At 71.8% G+C, this 22503-nt stretch carries 19 protein-coding genes; 15 read left to right on the top strand and 4 right to left on the bottom strand.

The features are described from left to right. The 3 genes from secF (at window position 1) to LG634_RS10875 (ending at window position 4264) form a co-directional block, all read left to right on the top strand. Complete coding sequence (gene secF / locus LG634_RS10885) at window positions 1-1056, top strand: protein translocase subunit SecF (RefSeq protein ID WP_226733503.1); 1056 nt, start codon at window positions 1-3, stop codon at window positions 1054-1056. Then, a complete protein-coding gene (locus LG634_RS10880; protein ID WP_226733502.1) occupies window positions 1053-1601 on the top strand; it encodes an adenine phosphoribosyltransferase in 549 nt (182 codons plus the stop codon). The genes secF and LG634_RS10880 overlap by 4 nt, the downstream gene beginning before the upstream one ends. A 218-nt stretch (window positions 1602-1819) precedes the next feature. Next, the gene (locus LG634_RS10875) at window positions 1820-4264 is read left to right on the top strand and encodes a RelA/SpoT family protein (RefSeq protein ID WP_226733501.1); all 2445 of its coding nucleotides are present in this window, start codon (window positions 1820-1822) and stop codon (window positions 4262-4264) included. A gap of 87 nt (window positions 4265-4351) precedes the next feature. On the opposite strand, the gene LG634_RS10870 is transcribed toward LG634_RS10875, so the two are convergent. After that, a complete protein-coding gene (locus LG634_RS10870; protein ID WP_226733500.1) occupies window positions 4352-5581 on the bottom strand; it encodes a DUF349 domain-containing protein in 1230 nt (409 codons plus the stop codon). Window positions 5582-5753: 172 nt separating this feature from the next. Further along, window positions 5754-6539 carry a peptidylprolyl isomerase gene (locus tag LG634_RS10865; RefSeq protein ID WP_226733499.1) on the bottom strand — a complete coding sequence of 262 codons (786 nt, stop codon included), beginning with the start codon at window positions 6537-6539 and terminating at the stop codon, window positions 5754-5756. Between the two features lie 177 nt (window positions 6540-6716). Here LG634_RS10865 and LG634_RS10860 point away from each other — a divergent pair, with 177 nt between their 5' ends. From LG634_RS10860 to LG634_RS10840, 5 genes are all read left to right on the top strand, one after another. Next, window positions 6717-7427: an MBL fold metallo-hydrolase gene (locus LG634_RS10860; protein ID WP_226733498.1), complete on the top strand. Its 711-nt coding sequence runs from the start codon at window positions 6717-6719 to the stop codon at window positions 7425-7427. Between the two features lie 10 nt (window positions 7428-7437). Then, window positions 7438-8700 (top strand): histidine--tRNA ligase, encoded by a 1263-nt coding sequence (hisS, locus tag LG634_RS10855; RefSeq protein WP_226733497.1) that lies wholly within the window; start codon window positions 7438-7440, stop codon window positions 8698-8700. A gap of 106 nt (window positions 8701-8806) precedes the next feature. After that, window positions 8807-9412 (top strand): vitamin K epoxide reductase family protein, encoded by a 606-nt coding sequence (locus tag LG634_RS10850; protein WP_226733496.1) that lies wholly within the window; start codon window positions 8807-8809, stop codon window positions 9410-9412. Between the two features lie 53 nt (window positions 9413-9465). Next, window positions 9466-10821 (top strand): replication-associated recombination protein A, encoded by a 1356-nt coding sequence (locus tag LG634_RS10845; RefSeq protein ID WP_226733495.1) that lies wholly within the window; start codon window positions 9466-9468, stop codon window positions 10819-10821. A 236-nt stretch (window positions 10822-11057) separates the two neighbouring features. Next, window positions 11058-11762, top strand: coding sequence for an HNH endonuclease family protein (locus LG634_RS10840; RefSeq protein ID WP_226733494.1), 705 nt, complete (start codon window positions 11058-11060; stop codon window positions 11760-11762). Here LG634_RS10840 and LG634_RS10835 read toward each other — a convergent pair. Continuing rightward, a complete protein-coding gene (locus LG634_RS10835) occupies window positions 11756-12676 on the bottom strand; it encodes a DUF2470 domain-containing protein (protein WP_226733493.1) in 921 nt (306 codons plus the stop codon). The genes LG634_RS10840 and LG634_RS10835 overlap by 7 nt on opposite strands. A 55-nt stretch (window positions 12677-12731) precedes the next feature. Here LG634_RS10835 and rpsD point away from each other — a divergent pair, with 55 nt between their 5' ends. Continuing rightward, complete coding sequence (gene rpsD, locus LG634_RS10830; protein WP_226733492.1) at window positions 12732-13343, top strand: 30S ribosomal protein S4; 612 nt, start codon at window positions 12732-12734, stop codon at window positions 13341-13343. A 26-nt stretch (window positions 13344-13369) separates the two neighbouring features. On the opposite strand, the gene LG634_RS10825 is transcribed toward rpsD, so the two are convergent. Next, window positions 13370-15538 carry an ATP-binding protein gene (locus tag LG634_RS10825; protein WP_226733491.1) on the bottom strand — a complete coding sequence of 723 codons (2169 nt, stop codon included), beginning with the start codon at window positions 15536-15538 and terminating at the stop codon, window positions 13370-13372. A 135-nt stretch (window positions 15539-15673) separates the two neighbouring features. On the opposite strand from LG634_RS10825, the gene LG634_RS10820 reads away from it, so the two are divergent. The 6 genes from LG634_RS10820 to LG634_RS10795 all read left to right on the top strand — a co-directional run bounded on the left by LG634_RS10820 (window position 15674) and on the right by LG634_RS10795 (window position 22440). Beyond that, window positions 15674-16120, top strand: a complete 447-nt coding sequence (locus LG634_RS10820; protein ID WP_226733490.1) for a DUF948 domain-containing protein — start codon at window positions 15674-15676, stop codon at window positions 16118-16120. A 7-nt stretch (window positions 16121-16127) separates the two neighbouring features. Further along, window positions 16128-16478 carry a DUF6167 family protein gene (locus tag LG634_RS10815; RefSeq protein WP_226733489.1) on the top strand — a complete coding sequence of 117 codons (351 nt, stop codon included), beginning with the start codon at window positions 16128-16130 and terminating at the stop codon, window positions 16476-16478. Beyond that, complete coding sequence (gene alaS, locus LG634_RS10810) at window positions 16478-19147, top strand: alanine--tRNA ligase (RefSeq protein WP_226733488.1); 2670 nt, start codon at window positions 16478-16480, stop codon at window positions 19145-19147. The genes LG634_RS10815 and alaS overlap by 1 nt, the downstream gene beginning before the upstream one ends. Continuing rightward, a complete protein-coding gene (gene ruvX, locus LG634_RS10805; RefSeq protein WP_226733487.1) occupies window positions 19147-19617 on the top strand; it encodes a Holliday junction resolvase RuvX in 471 nt (156 codons plus the stop codon). Before alaS ends, ruvX begins: the two co-directional genes overlap by 1 nt. A 239-nt stretch (window positions 19618-19856) precedes the next feature. Next, complete coding sequence (gene mltG, locus LG634_RS10800; protein WP_308072412.1) at window positions 19857-21608, top strand: endolytic transglycosylase MltG; 1752 nt, start codon at window positions 19857-19859, stop codon at window positions 21606-21608. A 7-nt stretch (window positions 21609-21615) separates the two neighbouring features. Then, window positions 21616-22440, top strand: a complete 825-nt coding sequence (locus tag LG634_RS10795) for a shikimate dehydrogenase (protein ID WP_226733485.1) — start codon at window positions 21616-21618, stop codon at window positions 22438-22440. The last annotated feature ends 63 nt before the right edge of the window (window positions 22441-22503 follow it).

Below are 22503 nucleotides of genomic sequence, written 5' to 3'. Positions count from 1 at the left end.
ATGTCGAAGCTCGGAGATCTCGGCGCCAAGCTGTACCGAGGCGAGGTCGGCTACGACTTCGTCGGCAAGCGGATGCTCTGGTACGCCGTCTCGATCCTGATCACCATCACGGCGATCGTGGCGCTGGCCGTCCAGGGCCTCAACATGGGCATCGAGTTCAAGGGCGGTGCCGTCTTCACCACCCCGAAGACGGACGTCACGGTCGCCAAGGCCACGGAGGTCGCGGAAGAGGCCTCCGGCCACGTCGCGATCGTCCAGAAGCTCGGCAACGGCACCATGCGCATCCAGGTCAGCGGCCTGGACACCGACCAGGCCAACGGCGTGAAGACCAAGATCGCCGCCGACCTGGGCATGAAGGAGCAGGACGTCAACGCCGATCTGGTCGGCCCCAGCTGGGGTGAGCAGATCGCCAACAAGGCCTGGACCGGCCTCGCCGTCTTCATGGTCCTCGTCGTCGTCTACCTCGCCATCGCCTTCGAGTGGCGGATGGCCGTCGCGGCCCTCATCGCGCTGATCCACGACCTCACCATCACGGTCGGCATCTACGCGCTGGTCGGCTTCGAGGTCACCCCGGGTACGGTCATCGGTCTGCTGACGATCCTCGGTTACTCCCTCTACGACACCGTCGTCGTCTTCGACGGTCTGAAGGAAGCCTCCAAGGACATCACCAAGCAGACCCGGTACACCTACAGCGAGATGGCCAACCGCAGCCTCAACGGCACGCTGGTCCGCTCGATCAACACCACCGTCGTGGCGCTCCTCCCGGTCGCCGGCCTGCTGTTCATCGGCGGCGGCTTCCTCGGCGCGGGCATGCTGAACGACATCTCGCTGTCGCTGTTCGTCGGCCTCGCGGCCGGTGCCTACTCCTCGATCTTCATCGCCACTCCGCTGGTCGCCGACCTCAAGGAGCGCGAGCCGGCGATGAAGGCCCTGCGCAAGCGGGTCCTCGCCAAGCGCGCCTCCGGCGCCCGGGACGAGGAGCCGGAAGGCACCGAGGAGGGCACCGAGGTCGTGGCCCAGGCGCGGGCCGGCCGGGCGGCGGGACGCCGCCGGTGACCGGCGCGCACGGGGTACGCGAGCTGCTGCTCAGCCGGATCACGGACGTACCGGACTACCCGAAGCCCGGCGTGGTGTTCAAGGACATCACCCCGCTGCTCGCGGACCCGGAGGCGTTCCGGGCCCTGACCGACGCCCTCGCGGAGCTGTGCGTCCGGCACGGCGCCACGAAGATCGTCGGCCTGGAGGCCCGCGGCTTCATCCTGGCGGCCCCCGTGGCCGTCCTGGCCGGCATCGGCTTCGTCCCGGTCCGCAAGGCCGGCAAGCTGCCGGGGGCGACCCTGAAGCAGGCCTACGAGCTGGAGTACGGCACCGCCGAGATCGAGATCCACGCCGAGGCGCTGGTGCCCGGCGACCGGGTCCTGGTCATCGACGACGTCCTGGCCACCGGTGGCACCGCCGAGGCCTCGCTGGAGCTGATCCGGCGGGCCGGAGCGGACGTCGCCGGCGTCGCGGTCCTCATGGAGCTCGGCTTCCTGGCCGGCCGCACCCGCCTGGAGCCCGCCCTCGCGGGCGCCCCGCTGGACGCGCTGATCGTGCTCTGATCACGTCCGGCCCGGCACGGCACCACAGCGGCGGGCACCCGGCAGCGACCGGGTGCCCGCCGCTCGTGCGTCCGCGGCCGGCGGGTGCCCGCCGCGTCCACGGGCCGGGACCGGAGAACGCGTCCGGCCGGGGCTCGCTACCATGGGTTTTCCGGACCTGACCGGGGCTCCGGACCCTCTCCCGGACTCCGTCCGGGGGAACCCCGTGAGGAGCGCTCTTGCCAGACGAGGTCCAGCCACTCTCCGCCGCGCAGCCCGACCCCCAGGCCGAGCCGGCCAAGGCGTCCCCGGCCATGCCGGCGCCGCCCGTCGCGCCCAAGCCGCCGGTGCCGCCGGTCAAGCACGTCCCGCTGAAGCCCGCGGCGTCCTCCAACCGGGTCAGGGCCCGCCTCGCGCGGCTCGGCGTGCAGCGTTCCAACCCGTACAACCCGGTGCTGGAGCCCCTCCTGCGGATAGTCCGCAGCAACGACCCGAAGATCGAGACCGCCACGCTGCGCCAGATCGAGAAGGCGTACCAGGTGGCGGAGCGCTGGCACCGCGGCCAGAAGCGCAAGAGCGGCGACCCGTACATCACCCACCCGCTCGCGGTCACCACCATCCTCGCCGAGCTGGGCATGGACCCCGCCACCCTGATGGCAGGCCTGCTCCACGACACCGTCGAGGACACCGAGTACGGCCTGGAGCAGCTGCGCCGGGACTTCGGCGACGCCGTGGCCCTCCTCGTCGACGGCGTCACCAAGCTGGACAAGGTCAAGTTCGGCGAGGCCGCGCAGGCCGAGACGGTCCGCAAGATGGTCGTCGCCATGGCCAAGGACCCGCGCGTCCTGGTCATCAAGCTCGCCGACCGCCTGCACAACATGCGCACCATGCGCTACCTCAAGCGGGAGAAGCAGGAGAAGAAGGCCCGCGAGACGCTCGAGATCTACGCCCCGCTGGCGCACCGGCTGGGCATGAACACCATCAAGTGGGAGCTGGAGGACCTCGCCTTCGCGATCCTCTACCCCAAGATGTACGACGAGATCGTCCGCCTGGTCGCCGAGCGCGCCCCCAAGCGCGACGAGTACCTCGCCGTCGTCACCGACGAGGTGCAGACCGACCTGCGCGCGGCCCGCATCAAGGCCACCGTCACCGGCCGGCCCAAGCACTACTACAGCGTCTACCAGAAGATGATCGTGCGGGGCCGCGACTTCGCCGAGATCTACGACCTGGTGGGCATCCGCGTCCTCGTCGACACCGTCCGCGACTGCTACGCGGCGCTGGGCACCGTCCACGCCCGCTGGAACCCGGTTCCGGGGCGGTTCAAGGACTACATCGCGATGCCCAAGTTCAACATGTACCAGTCGCTCCACACGACGGTCATCGGGCCCAACGGCAAGCCGGTCGAGCTGCAGATCCGCACCTTCGACATGCACCGCCGCGCCGAGTACGGCATCGCCGCGCACTGGAAGTACAAGCAGCAGACCGTCGCCGGCGCCTCCAAGGTCCGCACCGACGTCCCGCAGGCCGCCAAGGGCAGCGCCGGCCAGGACACCGTCAACGACATGGCCTGGCTGCGCCAGCTGCTCGACTGGCAGAAGGAGACCGAGGACCCGGGCGAGTTCCTCGACTCGCTGCGCTTCGACCTCTCCCGCAACGAGGTCTTCGTCTTCACGCCCAAGGGCGACGTCATCGCGCTGCCCGCCGGCGCCACCCCCGTCGACTTCGCCTTCGCCGTCCACACCGAGGTCGGCTACCGGACCATAGGGGCGCGGGTCAACGGGCGGCTCGTCCCGCTCGAATCGACCCTCGACAACGGCGACCTCGTCGAGGTCTTCACCTCCAAGGCCGAGGGCGCCGGACCGTCCCGCGACTGGCTGGGCTTCGTCAAGTCGCCGCGCGCCCGCAACAAGATCCGCGCCTGGTTCTCCAAGGAGCGCCGGGACGAGGCGATCGAGCAGGGCAAGGACGCCATCGTGCGGGCCATGCGCAAGCAGAACCTGCCGATCCAGCGGATCCTCACCGGCGACTCCCTGGTCACCCTCGCCCACGAGATGCGCTACCCCGACATCTCCTCGCTGTACGCGGCGATCGGCGAGGGCCACGTGTCGGCGCAGGCCGTCGTGCAGAAGCTGGTCCAGGCGATGGGCGGCGAGGAGGCCGCCAACGACGACATCGAGGAGAGCGTCCCGCCGTCGCGCAGCCGCACCAAGCGGCGCGCGAACGCGGACCCCGGCGTCGTCGTCAAGGGCGTCGAGGACGTGTGGGTCAAGCTGGCCCGCTGCTGCACCCCGGTGCCCGGCGACCCGATCATCGGCTTCGTCACCCGCGGCAGTGGCGTATCGGTTCACCGCGCCGACTGCGTGAACGTGGACTCGCTCTCGCAGCAGCCCGAGCGGATCCTGGAGGTCGAGTGGGCGCCCACCCAGTCCTCGGTCTTCCTCGTCGCCATCCAGGTCGAGGCGCTGGACCGGTCCCGGCTGCTGTCGGACGTCACCCGCGTCCTGTCCGACCAGCACGTCAACATCCTGTCGGCGGCCGTGCAGACCTCCCGTGACCGGGTCGCCACCTCGCGGTTCACCTTCGAGATGGGCGATCCCAAGCACCTGGGACACGTCCTGAAGGCCGTCCGCGGCGTCGAGGGCGTGTACGACGTCTACCGCGTCACCTCGGCGCGGCGGCCGTAGGGGTACGCAGCACACGCGAGAGGGCCCCGGGGACGTGATCACGTCCCCGGGGCCCTCCGTCGTGCCTCGGGCGCCGGCCCGGCGGGATCAGCCGCCGAACTCCTCCAGGCCCTTCAGCGCCTGGTCCAGCAGGGCCTGCCGGCCCTCCAGCTCACGCGCCAGCTTGTCGGCCTTGGCGTCGTTGCCCGCCGCACGCGCCGCGTCGATCTGCTTCTGCAGCTTGTCGACGGCGTCCTGCAGCTGGCCGGTCAGACCCGCGGCGCGGGCCCGCGCCTCCGGGTTGGTCCGCCGCCACTCGGCCTCCTCGGCCTCCTGGATCGCCCGCTCCACGGCATGCATCCGGCCCTCGACCTTCGGCCGGGCGTCGCGCGGCACGTGGCCGATGGCCTCCCAGCGCTCGTTGACGGAACGGAACGCGGCCCGGGCCGCCTTCAGGTCCGTCACCGGGACGAGCTTCTCGGCCTCGTCGGCCAGCTCCTCCTTGAGCTTGAGGTTCTCGGTCTGCTCCGCGTCCCGCTCGGCGAAGACCTCACCGCGCGCCGCGAAGAAGACGTCCTGGGCGCCGCGGAAGCGGTTCCACAGCTCGTCCTCCGACTCGCGCTGGGCGCGGCCCGCGGCCTTCCAGTCCGCCATCAGCTCGCGGTACCGGGCGGCCGTGGCACCCCAGTCCGTCGAACCGGACAGCGCCTCGGCCTCGGCGACCAGCTTCTCCTTCGCCTTGCGGGCGTCCTCCCGCTGCGCGTCCAGCGAGGCGAAGTGCGCCTTGCGGCGCTTGGAGAAGGCCGACCGGGCGTGCGAGAAGCGGTGCCACAGCTCGTCGTCGGACTTGCGGTCCAGCCGCGGCAGGCCCTTCCACGTGTCGACCAGGGCGCGCAGCCGCTCGCCCGCGGACCGCCACTGGTCGCTCTGCGCCAGCTCCTCGGCCTCGGCGACCAGCTTCTCCTTGGCGTGCTTCGCCTCGTCGGTCTGCTTCGCCTTCTGGACCTTGCGCTCCTCGCGGCGCGACTCCACGGTCGCCACCAGCTTGTCGAGCCGCACCCGCAGCGCGTCGAGGTCGCCCACCGCGTGGTGCTCCTCGACCTGCTGCCTCAGGTGCTCGATGGCCGTCGCCGCGTCCTTCGCGGACAGGTCGGTGGTCCGCACCCGTCGCTCGAGGAGGCCGATCTCGACCACCAGGCCCTCGTACTTGCGCTCGAAGTAGGCCAGGGCCTCCTCGGGGGTGCCCGCCTGCCACGAGCCGACGACCTTCTCGCCATCGGCAGTACGCACGTACACGGTGCCCGTCTCGTCGACGCGGCCCCACGGGTCGCTGCTCACAGCGCCTCCTCCACATGATGCCCGCCGGGGGTCGGCCCCCCGGGCATCGTCCACAGTTTCCTGGGGCGGGCAGCGCCCGCCCTGCACAACGCCAACATAGGCGACCGCCGGGCCGGCTGTCCGCATCCAGCACGACGGAAAACGAGATGGGGGCACCGGCCCCCGCTCCCGGTCAGTCCTTGACGACGGTGGCCTTGGCGATCGTGACCGCCTTCTTCGGGGCGCCGTCGCTAGCGCCGCCGTCGACACCCGCCTCGGCCACCTCGTTCACGGCCTTCAGGCCGGCCGCGTCCATGGTGCCGAACGGGGTGTACGTCGGGGGCAGCTTGCTGTCCTTGTAGACGAGGAAGAACTGGCTGCCGCCGGAGCCGGGCTGCCCGGTGTTGGCCATCGCGACCGTGCCCGCCGGGTACGTCACCGTGCCGTCCGCCCCGGCCTTGCCCAGCCCGCCCAGGTTCTCGTCCGGGATGGTGTAGCCGGGGCCGCCCATGCCGGTGCCCTGCGGGTCACCGCACTGGAGCACGAAGATCCCGCCGGTGGTGAGGCGGTGGCACTTCGTCTTGTCGAAGAAGTGGTCGTCGGCGAGCGACTTGAACGAGTTCACCGTGTGCGGGGTCTTGGCCGCGTCCATGGCGATCGCGATCTTGCCCTGGTCGGTGTCCAGCGTGAAGGTGTACTTCGCCGTCTTGTCCACCGCCATCGCCGGCTCCTTCTTCTTCGGCTCCTCCGCCTTGGGGCTGGCGGAGTCCGAAGGGGCCGCGGCCGGGGTGTCCTTCTCGTCCTTGTCGAAGGCGCCGCTCGCGAAGGCACCGATCACGGCGGCGGCCACCACGGCCACCGCGGCACCGATGATCAGCGTCCGCTGCCGCGCCTTGCGCCGGGCCTCTTCCCTGCGCTGCTGCTGACGCTCGAACTTCTCCCTGGCGAGCTGCCGCCGCCGCTGATCGCTCGTGACCACCGGGTCGTCTCCTTGTACGTGTCTTTGTACGTGCCTGATACAGCCGTCCGGGCTGGGCCCAGGCCGTACCGTATATGGGTTCGCTGTGTGATGAGCAGCGCCGGTAGGCTCTGATCTGCCGCAACCTCCATCCGGACGACCGCGGCCCGACCGCCGGACGACATTTAAGGGACGAACGTGCTCATTGCCGGGTTCCCCGCCGGGGCCTGGGGGACCAACTGCTACGTGGTCGCCCCCGCCGCCGGTGAGGAGTGCGTCATCATCGACCCGGGCCACCAGGCCGCCCAGGGAGTCGAGGAGACGCTGAAGAAGCACCGTCTCAAGCCCGTCGCGGTCGTCCTCACCCACGGCCACATCGACCATGTGGCCTCCGTGGTCCCGGTGTGCGGCGCGCACGACGTGCCGGCCTGGATCCACCCCGAGGACCGGTACATGATGAGCGACCCGGAGAAGGCGCTCGGCCGGTCCATCGGGATGCCGCTGATGGGCGAGCTGACCGTGGGCGAGCCGGACGACGTCCGCGAGCTGACCGACGGCAGTGCCCTCAAGCTCGCCGGCCTCGACTTCTCCGTCGCGCACGCGCCCGGCCATACCAAGGGGTCGGTGACCTTCCGGATGCCCGAGGCGGCCGACATCCCCCCGGTCTTCTTCTCGGGCGACCTGCTCTTCGCCGGCTCCATCGGACGCACCGACCTGCCCGGCGGCTCCCACGCCGAGATGCTCGAATCGCTGGCCCGCGTGTGCCTGCCGCTCGACGACTCGACCGTGGTGCTGTCCGGACACGGTCCCCAGACCACCATCGGCCGCGAGCGCGCGACCAACCCGTACCTCCGGGAAGTCGCCGCCGGCCAGGGAGGCGGCTCCGCCGCCCCACGACGAGGAATGTGACGAGAGTTTCGTGAGCACCTTCAAGGCCCCCAAGGGCACCTACGACCTCATCCCGCCGTTCTCGGCCCAGTACCTGGCCGTCCGCGAGGCCATCTCCGCCCCGCTGCGCAAGGCCGGCTACGGGTACGTCGAGACCCCCGGCTTCGAGGACGTCGAACTGTTCGCCCGCGGTGTCGGCGAGTCCACCGACATCGTCACCAAGGAAATGTTCACGCTGACCACCAAGGGCGGCGCCAACCTGGCACTGCGCCCCGAGGGCACGGCGTCGGTGCTGCGCGCGGCACTGGAGGCGAACCTCCACAAGGCGGGCGGCCTGCCCGTCAAGCTCTGGTACTCCGGCTCGTACTACCGCTACGAGCGCCCGCAGAAGGGCCGCTACCGGCACTTCTCGCAGGTCGGCGCCGAGGCCATCGGCGCCGAGGACCCGGCCCTGGACGCCGAGCTGATCATCCTCGCCGACCAGGCGTACCGCTCGCTGGGTCTGCGGAACTTCCGCATCCTGCTCAACTCGCTCGGCGACAAGGAGTGCCGCCCGGTCTACCGCGAGGCGCTCCAGGGCTTCCTGCGCGGGCTCGACCTCGACGAGGAGACCCTGCGCCGCGCCGAGATCAACCCGCTGCGGGTCCTCGACGACAAGCGCCCCGACGTGCAGAAGCAGCTCGTGGACGCGCCGCTGCTGCGCGACCACCTGTGCGAGGCCTGCAAGGCGTACCACGAGGAGGTGCGCTCGCTGATCACCGCCGCGGGCGTCGCCTTCGAGGACGACCTGAAGCTCGTCCGCGGCCTTGACTACTACACCCGCACCACCTTCGAGTTCGTCCACGACGGCCTGGGCTCGCAGTCCGCGGTAGGCGGCGGCGGCCGTTACGACGGCCTGTCCGAGATGATCGGCGGCCCCGCGCTGCCCTCCGTGGGCTGGGCCCTCGGCGTCGACCGCACCGTGCTGGCCCTGGAGGCCGAGGGCGTCGAACTCGACATCCCGCCGGTCACCGAGGTCTACGCGGTCCCGCTGGGCGACGAGGCCAAGCGCGTCCTGTTCGGCATCGTCACCCAGCTCCGCACGGCGGACATCGCCGCGGACTTCTCGTACGGCGGCAAGGGCATGAAGGCCGCGATGAAGGGCGCCAACCGCTCCGGCGCGCGCCTCGCCCTGATCGCCGGCGACCGGGACCTCGCCGACGGCGTGGTCCAGCTCAAGGACATGGAGTCCGGCGAGCAGACCGCGGTGGCCCTGGAGGGTCTGGTCGAGACCGTCCGCGCGAAGCTCGCGTGACCCGGCGCGGCCGGGCGGCAGCCGCCGCCCGGCCGCGCACCGGCCGGCCTCCGGACCGGGGACGCACCGTGCGGACCGCGGTGACGGGTGCGGCAGAATGCACCGCATGACGACTACGGGCGAGAAGACCGGACGGACCGTCGGGGCGAGCCGGGCGCTGGCCTGGCTGCTGGTGATCACGGGAGCGGCGGGGCTGCTCGCCGCGTGGGTGATCACGATCGACAAGTTCAAGCTGCTCGAAGACCCGTCGTTCGTCCCCGGCTGCAGCCTCAACCCCGTCGTGGCCTGCGGCAACATCATGAAGAGCGAGCAGGCCTCCGCGTTCGGCTTCCCGAACCCGATGCTCGGCCTCGTCTCCTACGCCGTCGTGATCTGCGTGGGCATGAGCCTGCTGGCCGGGGCCCGGTTCGGCCGCTGGTACTGGCTCACCTTCAACGCGGGCGCGCTGTTCGGCGTCGGCTTCTGCATGTGGCTGATGTTCCAGTCGCTGTACCGCATCAACTCGCTGTGCCTGTGGTGCTGCCTGGCCTGGGTCGCCACCATCCTGCTGTTCTGGTACCTCACCTCCCACAACGTGCGCGCCGGACTGCTGCCCGCGCCGGGCTGGCTCAAGGGGTTCCTGGAGGAGTTCACCTGGGTGCTCCCGGTGCTGCACATCGGGATCATCGGCATGCTGATCCTCACCCGCTGGTGGGACTTCTGGACCTCCTGAGCCGCACCGGCGGCCGCGGCCGGAGTGTCCGAGCCCTGTCATAGGCTTCAGGGGTGGAACCCGATCTGTTCACCGCCGCCGCCGAGGACCGCCAGGAGAAGGACCCCGCGAGCTCGCCGCTCGCCGTCCGGATGCGGCCGCGCACCCTCGACGAGGTGGTCGGCCAGCAGCACCTGCTGAAGCCCGGCTCGCCGCTGCGGCGGCTGGTCGGCGACGGGAGCGGCGGCCCGGCGGGCGCCTCCTCGGTGATCCTCTGGGGGCCGCCGGGCATCGGCAAGACCACCCTCGCGTACGTGGTCAGCCAGGCGACGCAGAAGCGGTTCGTGGAGCTGTCCGCGATCACGGCCGGGGTCAAGGAGGTGCGCGCCGTCATCGAGGGCGCGCGCCGGGCGGCCGGCGGGTACGGCAAGGAGACCGTGCTCTTCCTCGACGAGATCCACCGCTTCAGCAAGGCGCAGCAGGACTCGCTGCTGCCGGCGGTCGAGAACCGCTGGGTCACACTGATCGCCGCGACGACGGAGAACCCGTACTTCTCGGTGATCTCCCCGCTGCTGTCCCGGTCGCTGCTGCTCACCCTCGAACCGCTCACCGACGAGGACCTCAGCGGGCTGCTGCACCGGGCGCTCACCGAGGAGCGCGGGCTCGGCGGGGCGGTGACGCTGCCGGCCGACGCGGAGGCGCACCTGCTGCGGATCGCCGGCGGCGACGCGCGGCGGGCGCTGACCGCGCTGGAGGCCGGGGCCGGGTCGGCGATCGCCAAGGGCGAGCCGGAGATCACGCTGCAGACGGTCGAGGAGGCGGTGGACCGGGCGGCGGTGAAGTACGACCGCGACGGTGACCAGCACTACGACGTGGCCAGCGCGCTGATCAAGTCGATCCGCGGGTCGGACGTCGACGCGGCGCTGCACTACCTGGCTCGGATGATCGAGGCGGGGGAGGACCCGCGGTTCATCGCACGGCGGCTGATGATCTCGGCGAGCGAGGACATCGGGCTGGCCGATCCCACCGCCCTGCCGACCGCGGTGGCGGCGGCGCAGGCCGTGGCGATGATCGGGTTCCCCGAGGCGGCGCTGACCCTCTCGCACGCGACGATCGCGCTGGCCCTGGCGCCGAAGTCCAACACCGCGACCACCGCGATCGGGGCGGCCCTGGCGGACGTACGGGCGGGGCTGGCGGGGCCGGTGCCGGCGCATCTGCGGGACGGGCACTACAAGGGGGCGGCGAAGCTGGGGCATGCGCAGGGGTACGTGTACCCGCACGACGTGCCGGGCGGGATCGCCGCGCAGCAGTACGCGCCGGACAAGATCCATGGGCGTCGCTACTACGAGCCGACGCGGTACGGGGCCGAGGCGCGCTATGCCGACGTGGTCGAACGGGTCCGCGCCCGCCTCCGCGGCGACCAGCCCTGACCCTGCGCCTGCCGGCGCTCCGGGGCTCCGCCCCGCACCCCGCGCCTCAAACGCCGGCGAGGCTGGTTTTTGCCCCGCGGCATCCGGCCGACGGGCGGACCTCAGCCTGCGGACAACGTTCGGCCCGCAGGCGAAGTACGAGCGGGGCATCATCGAGCCCGTCCGGCGTTTGAGGACCGGGGTCCGGGGCGGAGCCCCGGTTTCGGGGAGGGGCGGGGAGGGGAACAGCTCAGCGCATGCGCAGCGCCCGGAACTCCTTCGTCGCCGCGGCCACGGCCGCCCTGGCCGCACTGGGCTCCGGCTGCGCCCCCGGCCCGGAAGCCGCCGGCCCCCCGATCGCGGCCCGGCTCACAAGCCCCGGTTTCCCCCCGACCGCCGCCGAGGCAACGGCCCGCCTCGCGCAGCTCACGACCGCCCGCGGCAGGAACTGGGAGAGCTACCGCCGCGAGGAGTTCGGCCGGACCTGGTCCGACGAGACGGACGCCCCCGGCGGGCGCAACGGGTGCGACACCCGGGACGACGTCCTCCGCAGGGACCTGACGGCGGCCCGGACCGGCGACCGCAACCCGTGCGTCGTGCTCGCCGGAACCCTGCACGACCCGTACACCGGAGCCACGCACCCCTACTCGTACCGCCGCGCCTCGCAGATCGAGACCGACCACGTCGTGGCGCTGGCGGCGGCCTGGCGGGCGGGCGCGTACGCGTGGACCCCGCAGCGCCGCCTCACGTACGCGAACGACCTCGACGTGCTGCTCGCCGTGGACAAGCAGGCCAACCAGGACAAGGGCAGCCGGACCCCGGACAAGTGGCGGCCGCCGCGCCGGGCCTTCTGGTGCGAGTACGCCCGCCGCTGGACCGGCATCAAGGCCAAGTACGGGCTGACCGTCACCCCGGAGGAGCGGCAGGCCCTCTCCGGGATGCTGGCCGGCTGCCCTCAGTGACCGGCCGCCTCGAACAGGTGGTGCATCGCCCGCCGGAGCCCGCACACGTCCCGCACCGGCTCCACGAAGTCGAACCGCGCGTCGAACGGCCGCTCGCCCGTGAACCGGATCCGCAGCCCGAACCGGTCCAGCGCCACCGGTACCGCCCGTCCGGCCGCCGCGTCCGCCGCCCGGACCCCCGCCAGCGCAGCCAGCTGCTGCACCTGGTCGCCGTGCGCCGCGTGCAGGTGCTGGAGCAGCTCGCTCTCGTGGTCCACCAGCGGGTCCGGCCGGGCCTCGCCCAGCTCCGCGGGATCCACCGGCTCGGCGCCCCACAGGTCGTCGAGGGCGATCTCGCCGACCTCCAGCCGGAGCAGCATCCAGGCGGGCCGCCCGAACCGGCCGGACTCCGGGTCCTCGGACAGCGCCTCGGCCATGCCGAGGATCTCGCCCACCGGATGGCGTTCGGCCAGCAGCATCGCGCAGGCCGCCCGCTCGTCGTTGCGGACCGGCGTCAGCCACCCGGCCAGCTGCACGCGGGCCCGGATACGATGGGGCACGGACACCGGCGCCACGTCCGTGATCTCGATCACGGCCGGGAGGTCGTCGTCCTGGGCGTGAGCGGCCGCCCTGGCAGCCGCGGATTCCCCGGAAACAAGGAGAATCACGTCCCCGTCCGGGGTGACGGTCCGTGCGACCGGCACCCCTGTCCCGAACTCCTCGGACTCACGCGTGTCGTGAGCACCCTGAAGCGTGAGGGATACTGAGGCGTTGGACTCTACGAGGGTTCGTACGCGTTCGGCTCCGGTGAGCTGCCGAACGCCTTCCCTGGGACGCGGCTGACCTTGCTTAACGTCGTCGAAAGCGGATTCCGTTGCACTGGAATCCGAACTGCGATGCGCACTGGGCAGGGGGATCCCATGTGGTCGAGACATTACGTCCTCCTCGCTAAGGTAAGCCTCACCTAACTTACATGGAGGTAGGTTCCCCGTGAACCAGAAGCGACCCAAGGTCAAGAAGTCGCGTGCCCTCGGCATTGCGCTGACCCCGAAGGCCGTCAAGTACTTTGAGGCCCGCCCCTACCCGCCGGGCGAGCACGGCCGTGGCCGCAAGCAGAACTCGGACTACAAGGTCCGTCTGCTGGAGAAGCAGCGTCTGCGCGCGCAGTACGACATCTCCGAGAAGCAGATGGCCCGCGCCTACGACCGCGCCAAGAAGGTCTCCGGCAAGACCGGCGAGGCCCTGGTGGTCGAGCTCGAGCGTCGTCTGGACGCCCTGGTCCTGCGTGCCGGCATCGCCCGCACCATCTACCAGGCCCGCCAGATGGTCGTCCACGGTCACATCGAGGTCAACGGCGGCAAGGTCGACAAGCCGTCGTTCCGCGTGCGTCCCGACGACGTCATCACGGTCCGCGAGCGCAGCCGCGAGAAGCACCCCTTCCAGGTTGCCCGCGAGGGTGGCTACGCCGGTGAGGGCGAGACCCCGCGCTACCTGCAGGTCAACCTGAAGGCCCTGGCCTTCCGCCTGGACCGCGAGCCGAACCGCAAGGAAATCCCGGTCATCTGCGACGAGCAGCTGGTCGTCGAGTACTACGCCCGCTGATGCGGGAGTAGCCACTCACAGGCTGGTCAGCCCGTCGGTTCCCCGGAAGGGGAGCCGGCGGGCTTCCTGCTGTCCGGGACCTGCCCGCGCCGGGCCGCCGCCCGCCCGCCGCCGGTGCCGCCGGCCTGCGGCAGCCGCCGGACCCGGAACCGCACCGCCCGCTCCACCAGCGGATCCAGCGGCAGCAGCCGCCCCTCCGCCACCCGCTCGGCGTAACCGGCCGCCCCCAGCAGCTCGGACGCCTGCTGCCGGCAGGCCAGCCGCGGGCCGTTGAAGTACCCCGAGCCGAACAGCTGCAACCCCACCGACCGCCACATCTCCTCGGCCGCCCCCTGGAGCACCGCCGCCTCCCCGGCGTCCCCCTCGCTCACCGTCACCAGCGCCAGCAGCTCCAGCGCCAGCACCAGCCCCAGCAGGTCGTGGAACGTGTGGTTGATCGTCACGCACTCCACCAGCAGCCGCCGGGCCTGCCCGCAGTCCCCGGCCCCCAGCGCCGCGTACGCCAGGACGTACAGCGCGTACGCCCGGCTCCACTGCTCCCCGCGGTCCTCGCAGATCTCCCGCACCTCGTGGCACAGCTCCAGCGCCCCCGGCAGGTCCCCCTGGAACGCCAGCGCCATCGCCAGCTCCACCTGGCACATCAGCACGTTGCTGTTGAGCTCCCCGGCCTGCCGGTACCGCTCCAGCGCATCGCCCAGCAGCTCGCCGGCCCGCTCCATGTCGTCCGACACCAGGGCCAGGCAGCCCAGCCGGTGCACCGCGTACGCCGCCGCCAGCGGACTGTCCGCCTGCTCCGCGCCCTCCCGGCACTCGTGCAGCGCACCCAGCGCCGCCACCGCATCGCCCTGCAGGCAGGCCACGTACCCCAGCACCCACAGTGCCTTCAGGCGCGAGCCGTCGTGCGCGGTCTCCCGGGCGGCCGCCTCCAGCGCCCGGTCCAGCCAGTGCCGGCCCTCCGCCAGCCGGCCGCAGCCCGCCCAGCAGAACCACAGCGTGCCCGCCAGGTACTGGCCCAGGTGCGCCTCCGCCGGATCGTCCAGGCAGGTCTCCAGCGCCAGCCGCAGGTTCGGCAGCTCCGCATCCACCAGCGCCGCCACCTCCTGCTGCCGCGGACTGAACCAGTCCAGCTCGCACCAGGTCGCCAGCCCCATGTACCAGTCCCGGTGCCGCCGCCGCACCCGGCCCGCCTCGCCCTGCGCCGCCAGCCACTGCGCGCCGTACTCCCGTACGGTGTCCAGCATCCGGTAGCGCGCCCCGGCCGGGCCGTCCTCGCGGACCAGCAGCGACTGCGCCAGCAGCTCGCCCAGCACGTCGAGGACCTCCTCCGCCGGCAGGTCCGGGCCGCTGCACACGTACTCCGCCGCCTCCAGGTCGAACCGGCCCGCGAACACCGACAGCCGCGCCCACAGCAGCCGCTCCGCCGCCGTGCACAGCTCGTGGCTCCAGCCGATCGCCGTCCGCAGCGCCCGATGGCGGGGGAGCGCACCCCGGGCCCCGCCCGTCAGCAGCCGGAACCGGTCCTCCAGCCGGGCCAGCACCTGCGTTGCGGACAGCGAGCGCAGCCGGCCCGCCGCCAGCTCCAGCGCCAGCGGCAGCCCCTCCAGCCGTACGCACAGCTCGGCCACCGCCGCCCGGTCGGCATCGGCCACCCGGAAACCGGGTGCGGCCGCCGCCGCCCGCACCTCCAGCAGCTCCGCCGCCGCGGCCGGCTCCAGCGGGGCCAGCGGGAACACCTGCTCGCCGTCCACCGACAGCGGCCGCCGGGCCGCGGCCAGCACCCGCAGCCCCGGCGCCCGCCGCAGCAGCTCGCGCACCAGCTCCGCACACGGCTCCACCAGCTGCTCGCAGCCGTCCAGGACCAGCAGCAGCTCGCGGCCGGCCACGTACTCGGCCAGCACCGCGCGCGGCGGCCGGGTGGTGTGGTCCGTCAGCCCGAGGGCCTCGCTCAGGGCGTGTGCCAGCAGGTCCGGGTCACGCACCGCCGACAGCTCGGCCAGCCAGGCGCCGTCGCAGTAGCGTTCCTGCACCTCGGCCGCGGCCCGCAGGGCCAGCCGGGACTTCCCGACCCCGCCCACCCCGGTGACCGTCACCAGCCGGGACCGCTCCAGCAGCCGCTCCAGCGCGGCGAGTTCGCGACCCCGCCCGACCAGCCCGCTGAGCTCCGAGGGAAGATTGCCGTACGTCCTTGGTCGCATGGGACACGGAGGGTACTGCTCCGGATGCACTGCGTACAAGGCGGGCCGTACCGGCCCGGGAATCCGGTACGGCCGGGCACCCCCGGCGCGATAGGGTCGGGGGACGACTTTTCGATGTTCAGGGAGCGGTGCAACGTGTCCGGTGGAGAGGTGGCCGGGATCCTCGTGGCCGTCTTCTGGGCGATCCTGGTCTCGTTCCTCGCAGTGGCGCTGGCGAGGCTCGCCCAGACGCTCAAGGCGACCACGCGACTGGTGGCGGAAGTGACCGAGCAGGCCGTGCCGCTCCTGGCCGACGCCTCCACCACGGTCCGCTCCGCACGCACCCAGCTGGACCGCGTCGACGCCATCGCGAGCGACGTCCAGGAGGTCACCTCCAACGCATCGGCGCTCTCCTCCACCGTGGCCACCGCCTTCGGCGGGCCGCTGGTGAAGGTCGCCGCCTTCGGGTACGGCGTCCGGCGGGCGCTCGGCCGCACCGAGGGCGGGGCCCCCGCCGGCGGTGTGCCGCCCCGGGCATCCCGTCGTACCGTGATCATCGGTCGCACCGTGCCCCCCGCGCGGCGCCGCAAGCAGAAGGACTGAGACCCGGATGTTCCGCCGTACCTTCTGGTTCACCGCGGGCGCCGCCGCCGGTGTGTGGGCCACCACCAAGGTCAACCGCAAGCTCAAGCAGCTGACCCCGGAGAGCCTCGCGGCGCAGGCGGCCGGGAAGGCCGTCGAGGCCGGGCACCGGCTCAAGGACTTCGCTCTCGACGTCAAGGCCGGCATGGTCCAGCGCGAGGACGAGCTGAACGACGCACTGGGCCTGCACCAGGACCCGGACGCCCTCGACCCCGCCGGCAACGTGCGCGCCCTGCCCGGGCCGCGCCGGCTGCGGGCCATCGAGAACCAGAACCACCACCGACCGAAGCACTCGTACAACCGGAATGAGGACCACTGATGGAGTCGGCCGAAATTCGCCGCCGCTGGCTGAGCTTCTTCGAGGAGCGCGGTCACGCCGTTGTCCCTTCGGCGTCGCTCATCGCGGACGACCCGACTCTGCTGCTGGTGCCCGCGGGCATGGTCCCGTTCAAGCCCTACTTCCTGGGTGAGACCAAGCCGCCGGCGCCGCGCCTGACCAGCGTGCAGAAGTGCGTCCGCACCCCGGACATCGAAGAGGTCGGCAAGACCACGCGCCACGGCACCTTCTTCCAGATGTGCGGCAACTTCTCCTTCGGCGACTACTTCAAGGAAGGCGCCATCAAGCTCGCCTGGGAGCTGCTCACCAGCTCCGTGGCGGACGGCGGCTACGGCCTGGAGCCGGAGAAGCTCTGGATCACCGTCTACCTCGACGACGACGAGGCCGAGACGATCTGGCGCGACGTCATCGGCGTCCCCGCCGAGCGCATCCAGCGACTGGGCAAGAAGGACAACTTCTGGTCCATGGGCGTCCCCGGCCCCTGCGGCCCCTGCTCCGAGATCAACTACGACCGCGGCCCCGAGTTCGGCGTCGAGGGCGGCCCGGCCGTCAACGACGAGCGGTACGTCGAGATCTGGAACCTCGTCTTCATGCAGTACGAGCGGGGCGCCGGCGACGGCAAGGAGGACTTCCCGATCCTCGGCGACCTGCCGTCCAAGAACATCGACACCGGTCTCGGCCTCGAGCGCCTCGCGATGATCCTGCAGGGCGTGCAGAACATGTACGAGACCGACACCCTGCGCGTCGTCATGGACAAGGCCACCGAGCTGACCGGCGTCCGCTACGGCGCCGCCCCGGGCACGGACGTCTCCCTGCGCGTGGTCGCCGACCACATCCGCACCTCCACGATGCTCATCGGTGACGGCGTCACGCCCGGCAACGAGGGCCGCGGCTACGTGCTGCGCCGCATCATGCGCCGCGCCATCCGCAACATGCGCCTCATGGGTGCCACCGGGTCGGTCGTCCAGGACCTCATCGGCGTCGTCATCGACACCATGGGCCTCCAGTACCCGGAGCTCGTCACCGACCGCAAGCGCATCGAGACCGTCGCCCTCGCCGAGGAGGCCGCGTTCCTCAAGGCCATCAAGGGCGGCACCAACATCCTCGACACCGCCGTCACCGAGACCAAGGCCGCCGGCGGCACGGTCCTCGCCGGCGACAAGGCGTTCCTGCTCCACGACACCTGGGGCTTCCCGATCGACCTCACCCTCGAGATGGCCGCCGAGCAGGGCCTGACCGTGGACGAGACCGGCTTCCGCCGCCTGATGCAGGAGCAGCGCGACCGCGCCAAGGCCGACGCCAAGGCCAAGAAGACCGGGCACGCCGACATGTCCGCCTACCGCGAGATCGCGGACGGCGCCGGCGCCACCGAGTTCACCGGCTACGCCACCACCCAGGGCGAGTCCACCGTCGTCGGCCTGCTGGTCAACGGCGTCTCCTCGCCCGCCGCCTCCGAGGGCGACGAGGTCGAGGTCGTCCTCGACCGCACCCCGTTCTACGCCGAAGGCGGCGGCCAGCTCGCCGACCAGGGCCGCATCAAGCTCGACTCCGGCGCCGTCATCGAGGTCCGCGACGTCCAGCAGCCGGTCCCGGGCGTCTCCGTGCACAAGGGCTCCGTCCAGGTCGGCGAGGTGACCGTCGGCGCCTCCGCGTACGCCGCCATCGACGTCACGCGCCGCCGGGCCATCGCCCGCGCCCACTCGGCCACCCACCTCACCCACCAGGCGCTGCGCGACGCCCTCGGCCCGACGGCCGCCCAGGCCGGCTCCGAGAACTCGCCGGGCCGCTTCCGCTTCGACTTCGGCTCCCCGAACGCCGTCCCCGGTTCGGTGCTCACCGACGTCGAGCAGAAGATCAACGACGTGCTCTCCCGCGAGCTGGACGTCACCGCCGAGATCATGAGCATCGACGAGGCGAAGAAGCAGGGCGCCATCGCCGAGTTCGGCGAGAAGTACGGCGAGCAGGTCCGCGTCGTCACCATCGGCGACTTCTCCAAGGAGCTGTGCGGCGGCACGCACGTCGGCAACACCAGCCAGCTCGGCCTGGTGAAGCTGCTCGGCGAGTCCTCCATCGGCTCCGGCGTGCGCCGTGTCGAGGCCCTCGTCGGCGTGGACGCGTACAACTTCCTCGCCAAGGAGCACACGGTCGTCGCCCAGCTCCAGGAGCTGGTCAAGGGCCGCCCGGAGGAGCTGCCGGAGAAGATCGCCTCGATGCTCGGCAAGCTGAAGGACGCCGAGAAGGAGATCGAGAAGTTCCGTGCGGAGAAGGTCCTCCAGGCCGCCGCCGGACTCGCCGACAACGCCCAGGACATCCGCGGCACCGCCCTCGTGGTGGGCCGGGTGGCCGACGGCGTCGGCGCCGACGACCTGCGCAAGCTGGTCCTCGACGTCCGAGGCCGGATCCAGAGCGGCCGGCCGGCCGTCGTCGCCCTCTTCACCGTGGCGAACGACCGTCCGCTGACCGTCATCGCCACCAACGAGGCGGCCCGCGAGCTCGGCCTCAAGGCCGGCGACCTGGTCCGCACCGCCGCCAAGACCCTCGGCGGCGGCGGTGGCGGCAAGCCCGACGTCGCCCAGGGCGGCGGCCAGAACGCGGCCGCCGTCCCCGAGGCCATCGCCGCCGTCGAGCGCCTCGTCGTCGAGACGGTCTGATGAGCCTGCGCCGCGGCCGCCGGCTCGCGATCGACGTCGGAGACGCCCGGATCGGGGTCGCCTCGTGCGACCCCGACGGGGTGCTCGCCACACCGGTGGAGACCGTGCCGGGACGTGACGTCCCGGCCGCCCACCGGCGGCTGCGGCAGCTCGTCGAGGAATACGAGCCCCTGGAGGTCGTGGTCGGACTGCCCCGCTCGCTCAGCGGGCGGGAGGGTCCGGCCGCGGCCAAGGTGCGTGCCTTCGCCGGTGAACTCGCCAAGGGCGTCAAGCCGGTTCCGGTCCGCCTGGTGGACGAGCGGATGACCACGGTGACCGCGGCCCAGGGGCTGCGGGCCTCCGGCAAGAACGCCAAGAAGGGGCGCTCGGTGATCGACCAGGCCGCCGCTGTGATCATCCTTCAGAACGCTCTTGAGACCGAACGGGTATCGGGTAATCCGCCTGGCGAGTGCGTCGAAGTGGTCATCTGATCGCGATACGGTAACGTTCCGCGCAATGTGGCGGCATTTCGAACAGCCGTCGCCCACGAAAGAGGCGGACCGAGTAGCCGCGGCGTTCGGAGCCGCGGCCGTCGTCTCGCAGCTCTAGGGGACCGATGACTGAGTATGGCCGGGGTTCAGGCCCCGAACCGTGGCACCCGGACGACCCGCTCTACGGGGACCAGGCGTGGCACGGCCATCAGGAGCGTCCCGGCCAGCAGCCTTACGGCATGCAGCAGCATGGGTACCCGCAGGAGCAGTTCCACCACGACCCGCTGACCGCCCCCTACGCGCAGGCGGACGGGACGTACGGCGGGCAGCAGCAGTACGCCGGCCAGCAGTTCGACACCGGGCAGTACCCGGCGCAGTACCCAGGTCACCACCCGCAGCAGCCCGGCGGCTACCCGGACCAGCAGTACCCCGGGCAGTACGCCGACCAGTATCCCGACCAGTACCCCGACCAGTACGGGCAGCAGCACCAGCAACTGCCCCCGCAGCAGTACGCCGACCCGCACGGCTACGGGAACCGGCCCCGGGAAGCCGCCGTGCCCGCCGCCCCCCACTACGGGGGCGGCACCGGCGGCTGGGACGGCGGGGTGCCCGACGCCTACGGGCAGCAGCCCGCGTCCGGCTACCCCGGCGAGGCACCCGACCTGTACGGGACCTCCGAGGCCTACCCGCCGCCGCAGCCGCCGAACCGGCGCGTCCCGGCGCCCGAGCCGGCCCCCGAGTGGCAGGACGACGACCCCGCGGCCGACGAGCCCGAGCACGCCTTCTTCGCGGGCGGCGGCGACGGCTCCGACGGCGGTGACGACGACGGCGACGCGCCGGACGACCGCGGACGCGGCGACTCCGGCCGCCGCGGCGGCAGCGGCCGCACGAAAGGAAAACCGAAGAAGAAGGGCCGCAACGGTGTGGCCTGCCTCTTCGTCTCCCTGGTCCTCGTGGGCGGCATCGGCGGCATCGGCTACTACGGCTACAGCTTCGTGCAGGAGCGGTTCGGCGCCCCCGAGGACTACACCGGCGCCGGCACCGGCACGGTCGAGGTCGAGATCCCCAAGGGCGCGAGCCTGGCCCAGATGGGCGGCATCCTCAAGGAAGCCGGCGTGGTCAAGAGCACCGATGCCTTCACCGCCGCCGCCCAGCAGCACTCCACGAAGGGCCTCGGCATCCAGCCCGGCCTGTACGTCCTGAAGAAGGAGATGTCGGCGGCCGCAGCGGTGGAGCTGATGGTCAACCCGTCGAACATCAATGCGCTGGACGTCAATCCGGCGCAACGCAATGTCCGCGTCTACGAGAACATCGACAAGAAGCTCAAGAAGCCCGAAGGCACCACCCGCGAGATCGCGAAGAAGCAGTGGAAGACCCTCGGGCTGCCGGCCTGGGCGACCCCCGCCGCCGACGCGAAGGACCCGCTGGAAGGCTTCCTCTACCCGGGACGCTACGACCTGGGCAAGGACGTCACGCCCGAGAAGCTGCTCAAGCAGATGGTCTCCCGCGCCTCCTCGCACTACAACAGCCTCGACCTGGAGCCGAAGGCCCGCGCGATGGGTCTGAAGTCGCCGCTGGAACTGCTCACCGTCGCGAGCCTGGTGGCCGCCGAGGGCAAGACCGCCGAGGACTACAAGAAGATGTCCGAGGTCGTCTACAACCGCCTCAAGCGCACCAACGACCAGACGAACCGCAAGCTCCAGTTCGACTCCACGATCAACTACATCAAGGACGAGAGCACGGTCGACATCACCAGCGCAGAGGCCCAGGCCCTCAAGGACCCGTACAACACGTACGTGGTCGAGGGCCTGCCGCCCGGCCCGATCGGCAACCCCGGCGACGACGCCGTCCGGGCTGCCTTCTCGCCGGACAAGGGTGGTTGGATGTTCTTCATCACCCTCGACAACGAGACCACCAAGTTCACGAAGACGTTCGCCGAGCACAACAAGCTCGTGGCGGAGTTCAACAAGAAGCGACAGAGCGGCGGGTAGCAACACCATGTCGGTACGACGGGCCGCAGTGCTCGGATCACCCATCGAGCACTCCCTCTCGCCGGTGCTGCACCGGGCGGCCTACCGGGAGCTGGGCCTCGACGACTGGTCGTACGACCGGTTCGAGATCGACGAGGCCGCGCTGCCGGAGTTCGTGGCGGGACTCGGCCCCGAGTGGGCCGGGCTCTCGCTGACCATGCCGCTCAAGCGGGTGGTCATGCCGCTGCTGGACGGCGTCACCGACACCGCGGCCTCCGTCGAAGCCGTGAACACCGTCGTGCTCACGGCCGACGGCCGCCGCCTCGGCGACAACACCGACATCCCCGGCATCGTCGCCGCCCTCGCCGAGCGGGGCGTGACCGAGGTGGACTCCGCCGCCGTCCTCGGCGCCGGGGCCACCGCCTCCTCCGCGCTGGCCGCCCTCGCCCGGATATGCACCGGCGAGATCACCACGTACGTCCGCAGTGCCGCGCGCGCCGCCGAGATGAAGCAGTGGGGCGAGCGGCTCGGCATATCCGTCCGCACCGCCGGCTGGGCCGACGCCGCCGAGGCCCTGAACGCCCCCCTGGTGATCGCCACCACCCCCGCCGGCGCCACCGACGCGCTGGCCGCCGCCGTGCCCGAGCGCCCCGGCACCCTGTTCGACGTGCTCTACGAGCCCTGGCCGACCGCCCTCGCCGCGGCCTGGTCCGCCCGCGGCGGAGCCCTCGTCGGCGGCCTCGACCTCCTGGTCCACCAGGCCGTGCTCCAGGTCGAGCAGATGACCGGCCGGACCCCCGCCCCGCTGGCCGCGATGCGCGCCGCGGGCGAGGCCGCCCTCGCCTCCCGCTAGCCCGTACGACCGGCCCGCAGGACGGCGGCGTCCGATAGCTGGACCGGAGATCGGTTCACCCGC

It is taken from the genome of Streptomyces bambusae (genome assembly GCF_020532645.1).
Taxonomy (GTDB): domain Bacteria; phylum Actinomycetota; class Actinomycetes; order Streptomycetales; family Streptomycetaceae; genus Streptomyces; species Streptomyces bambusae.
This window is presented reverse-complemented; position numbering and strand designations above follow the sequence as displayed.

Excerpts from the sequence above, each read along its gene's own strand:
- ruvX (WP_226733487.1), top strand. The coding sequence starts at position 19,147 with ATGAGCCTGCGCCGCGGCCGCCGGCTCGCGATCGACGTCGGAGACGCC.
- LG634_RS10825 (WP_226733491.1), bottom strand. The coding sequence starts at position 15,538 with ATGCGACCAAGGACGTACGGCAATCTTCCCTCGGAGCTCAGCGGGCTG.
- secF (WP_226733503.1), top strand. The coding sequence starts at position 1 with ATGTCGAAGCTCGGAGATCTCGGCGCCAAGCTGTACCGAGGCGAGGTC.
- LG634_RS10835 (WP_226733493.1), bottom strand. The coding sequence starts at position 12,676 with ATGTCTCGACCACATGGGATCCCCCTGCCCAGTGCGCATCGCAGTTCG.
- LG634_RS10795 (WP_226733485.1), top strand. The coding sequence starts at position 21,616 with ATGTCGGTACGACGGGCCGCAGTGCTCGGATCACCCATCGAGCACTCC.
- LG634_RS10815 (WP_226733489.1), top strand. The coding sequence starts at position 16,128 with ATGTTCCGCCGTACCTTCTGGTTCACCGCGGGCGCCGCCGCCGGTGTG.
- LG634_RS10840 (WP_226733494.1), top strand. The coding sequence starts at position 11,058 with ATGCGCAGCGCCCGGAACTCCTTCGTCGCCGCGGCCACGGCCGCCCTG.
- alaS (WP_226733488.1), top strand. The coding sequence starts at position 16,478 with ATGGAGTCGGCCGAAATTCGCCGCCGCTGGCTGAGCTTCTTCGAGGAG.
- mltG (WP_308072412.1), top strand. The coding sequence starts at position 19,857 with ATGCAGCAGCATGGGTACCCGCAGGAGCAGTTCCACCACGACCCGCTG.
- LG634_RS10850 (WP_226733496.1), top strand. The coding sequence starts at position 8,807 with ATGACGACTACGGGCGAGAAGACCGGACGGACCGTCGGGGCGAGCCGG.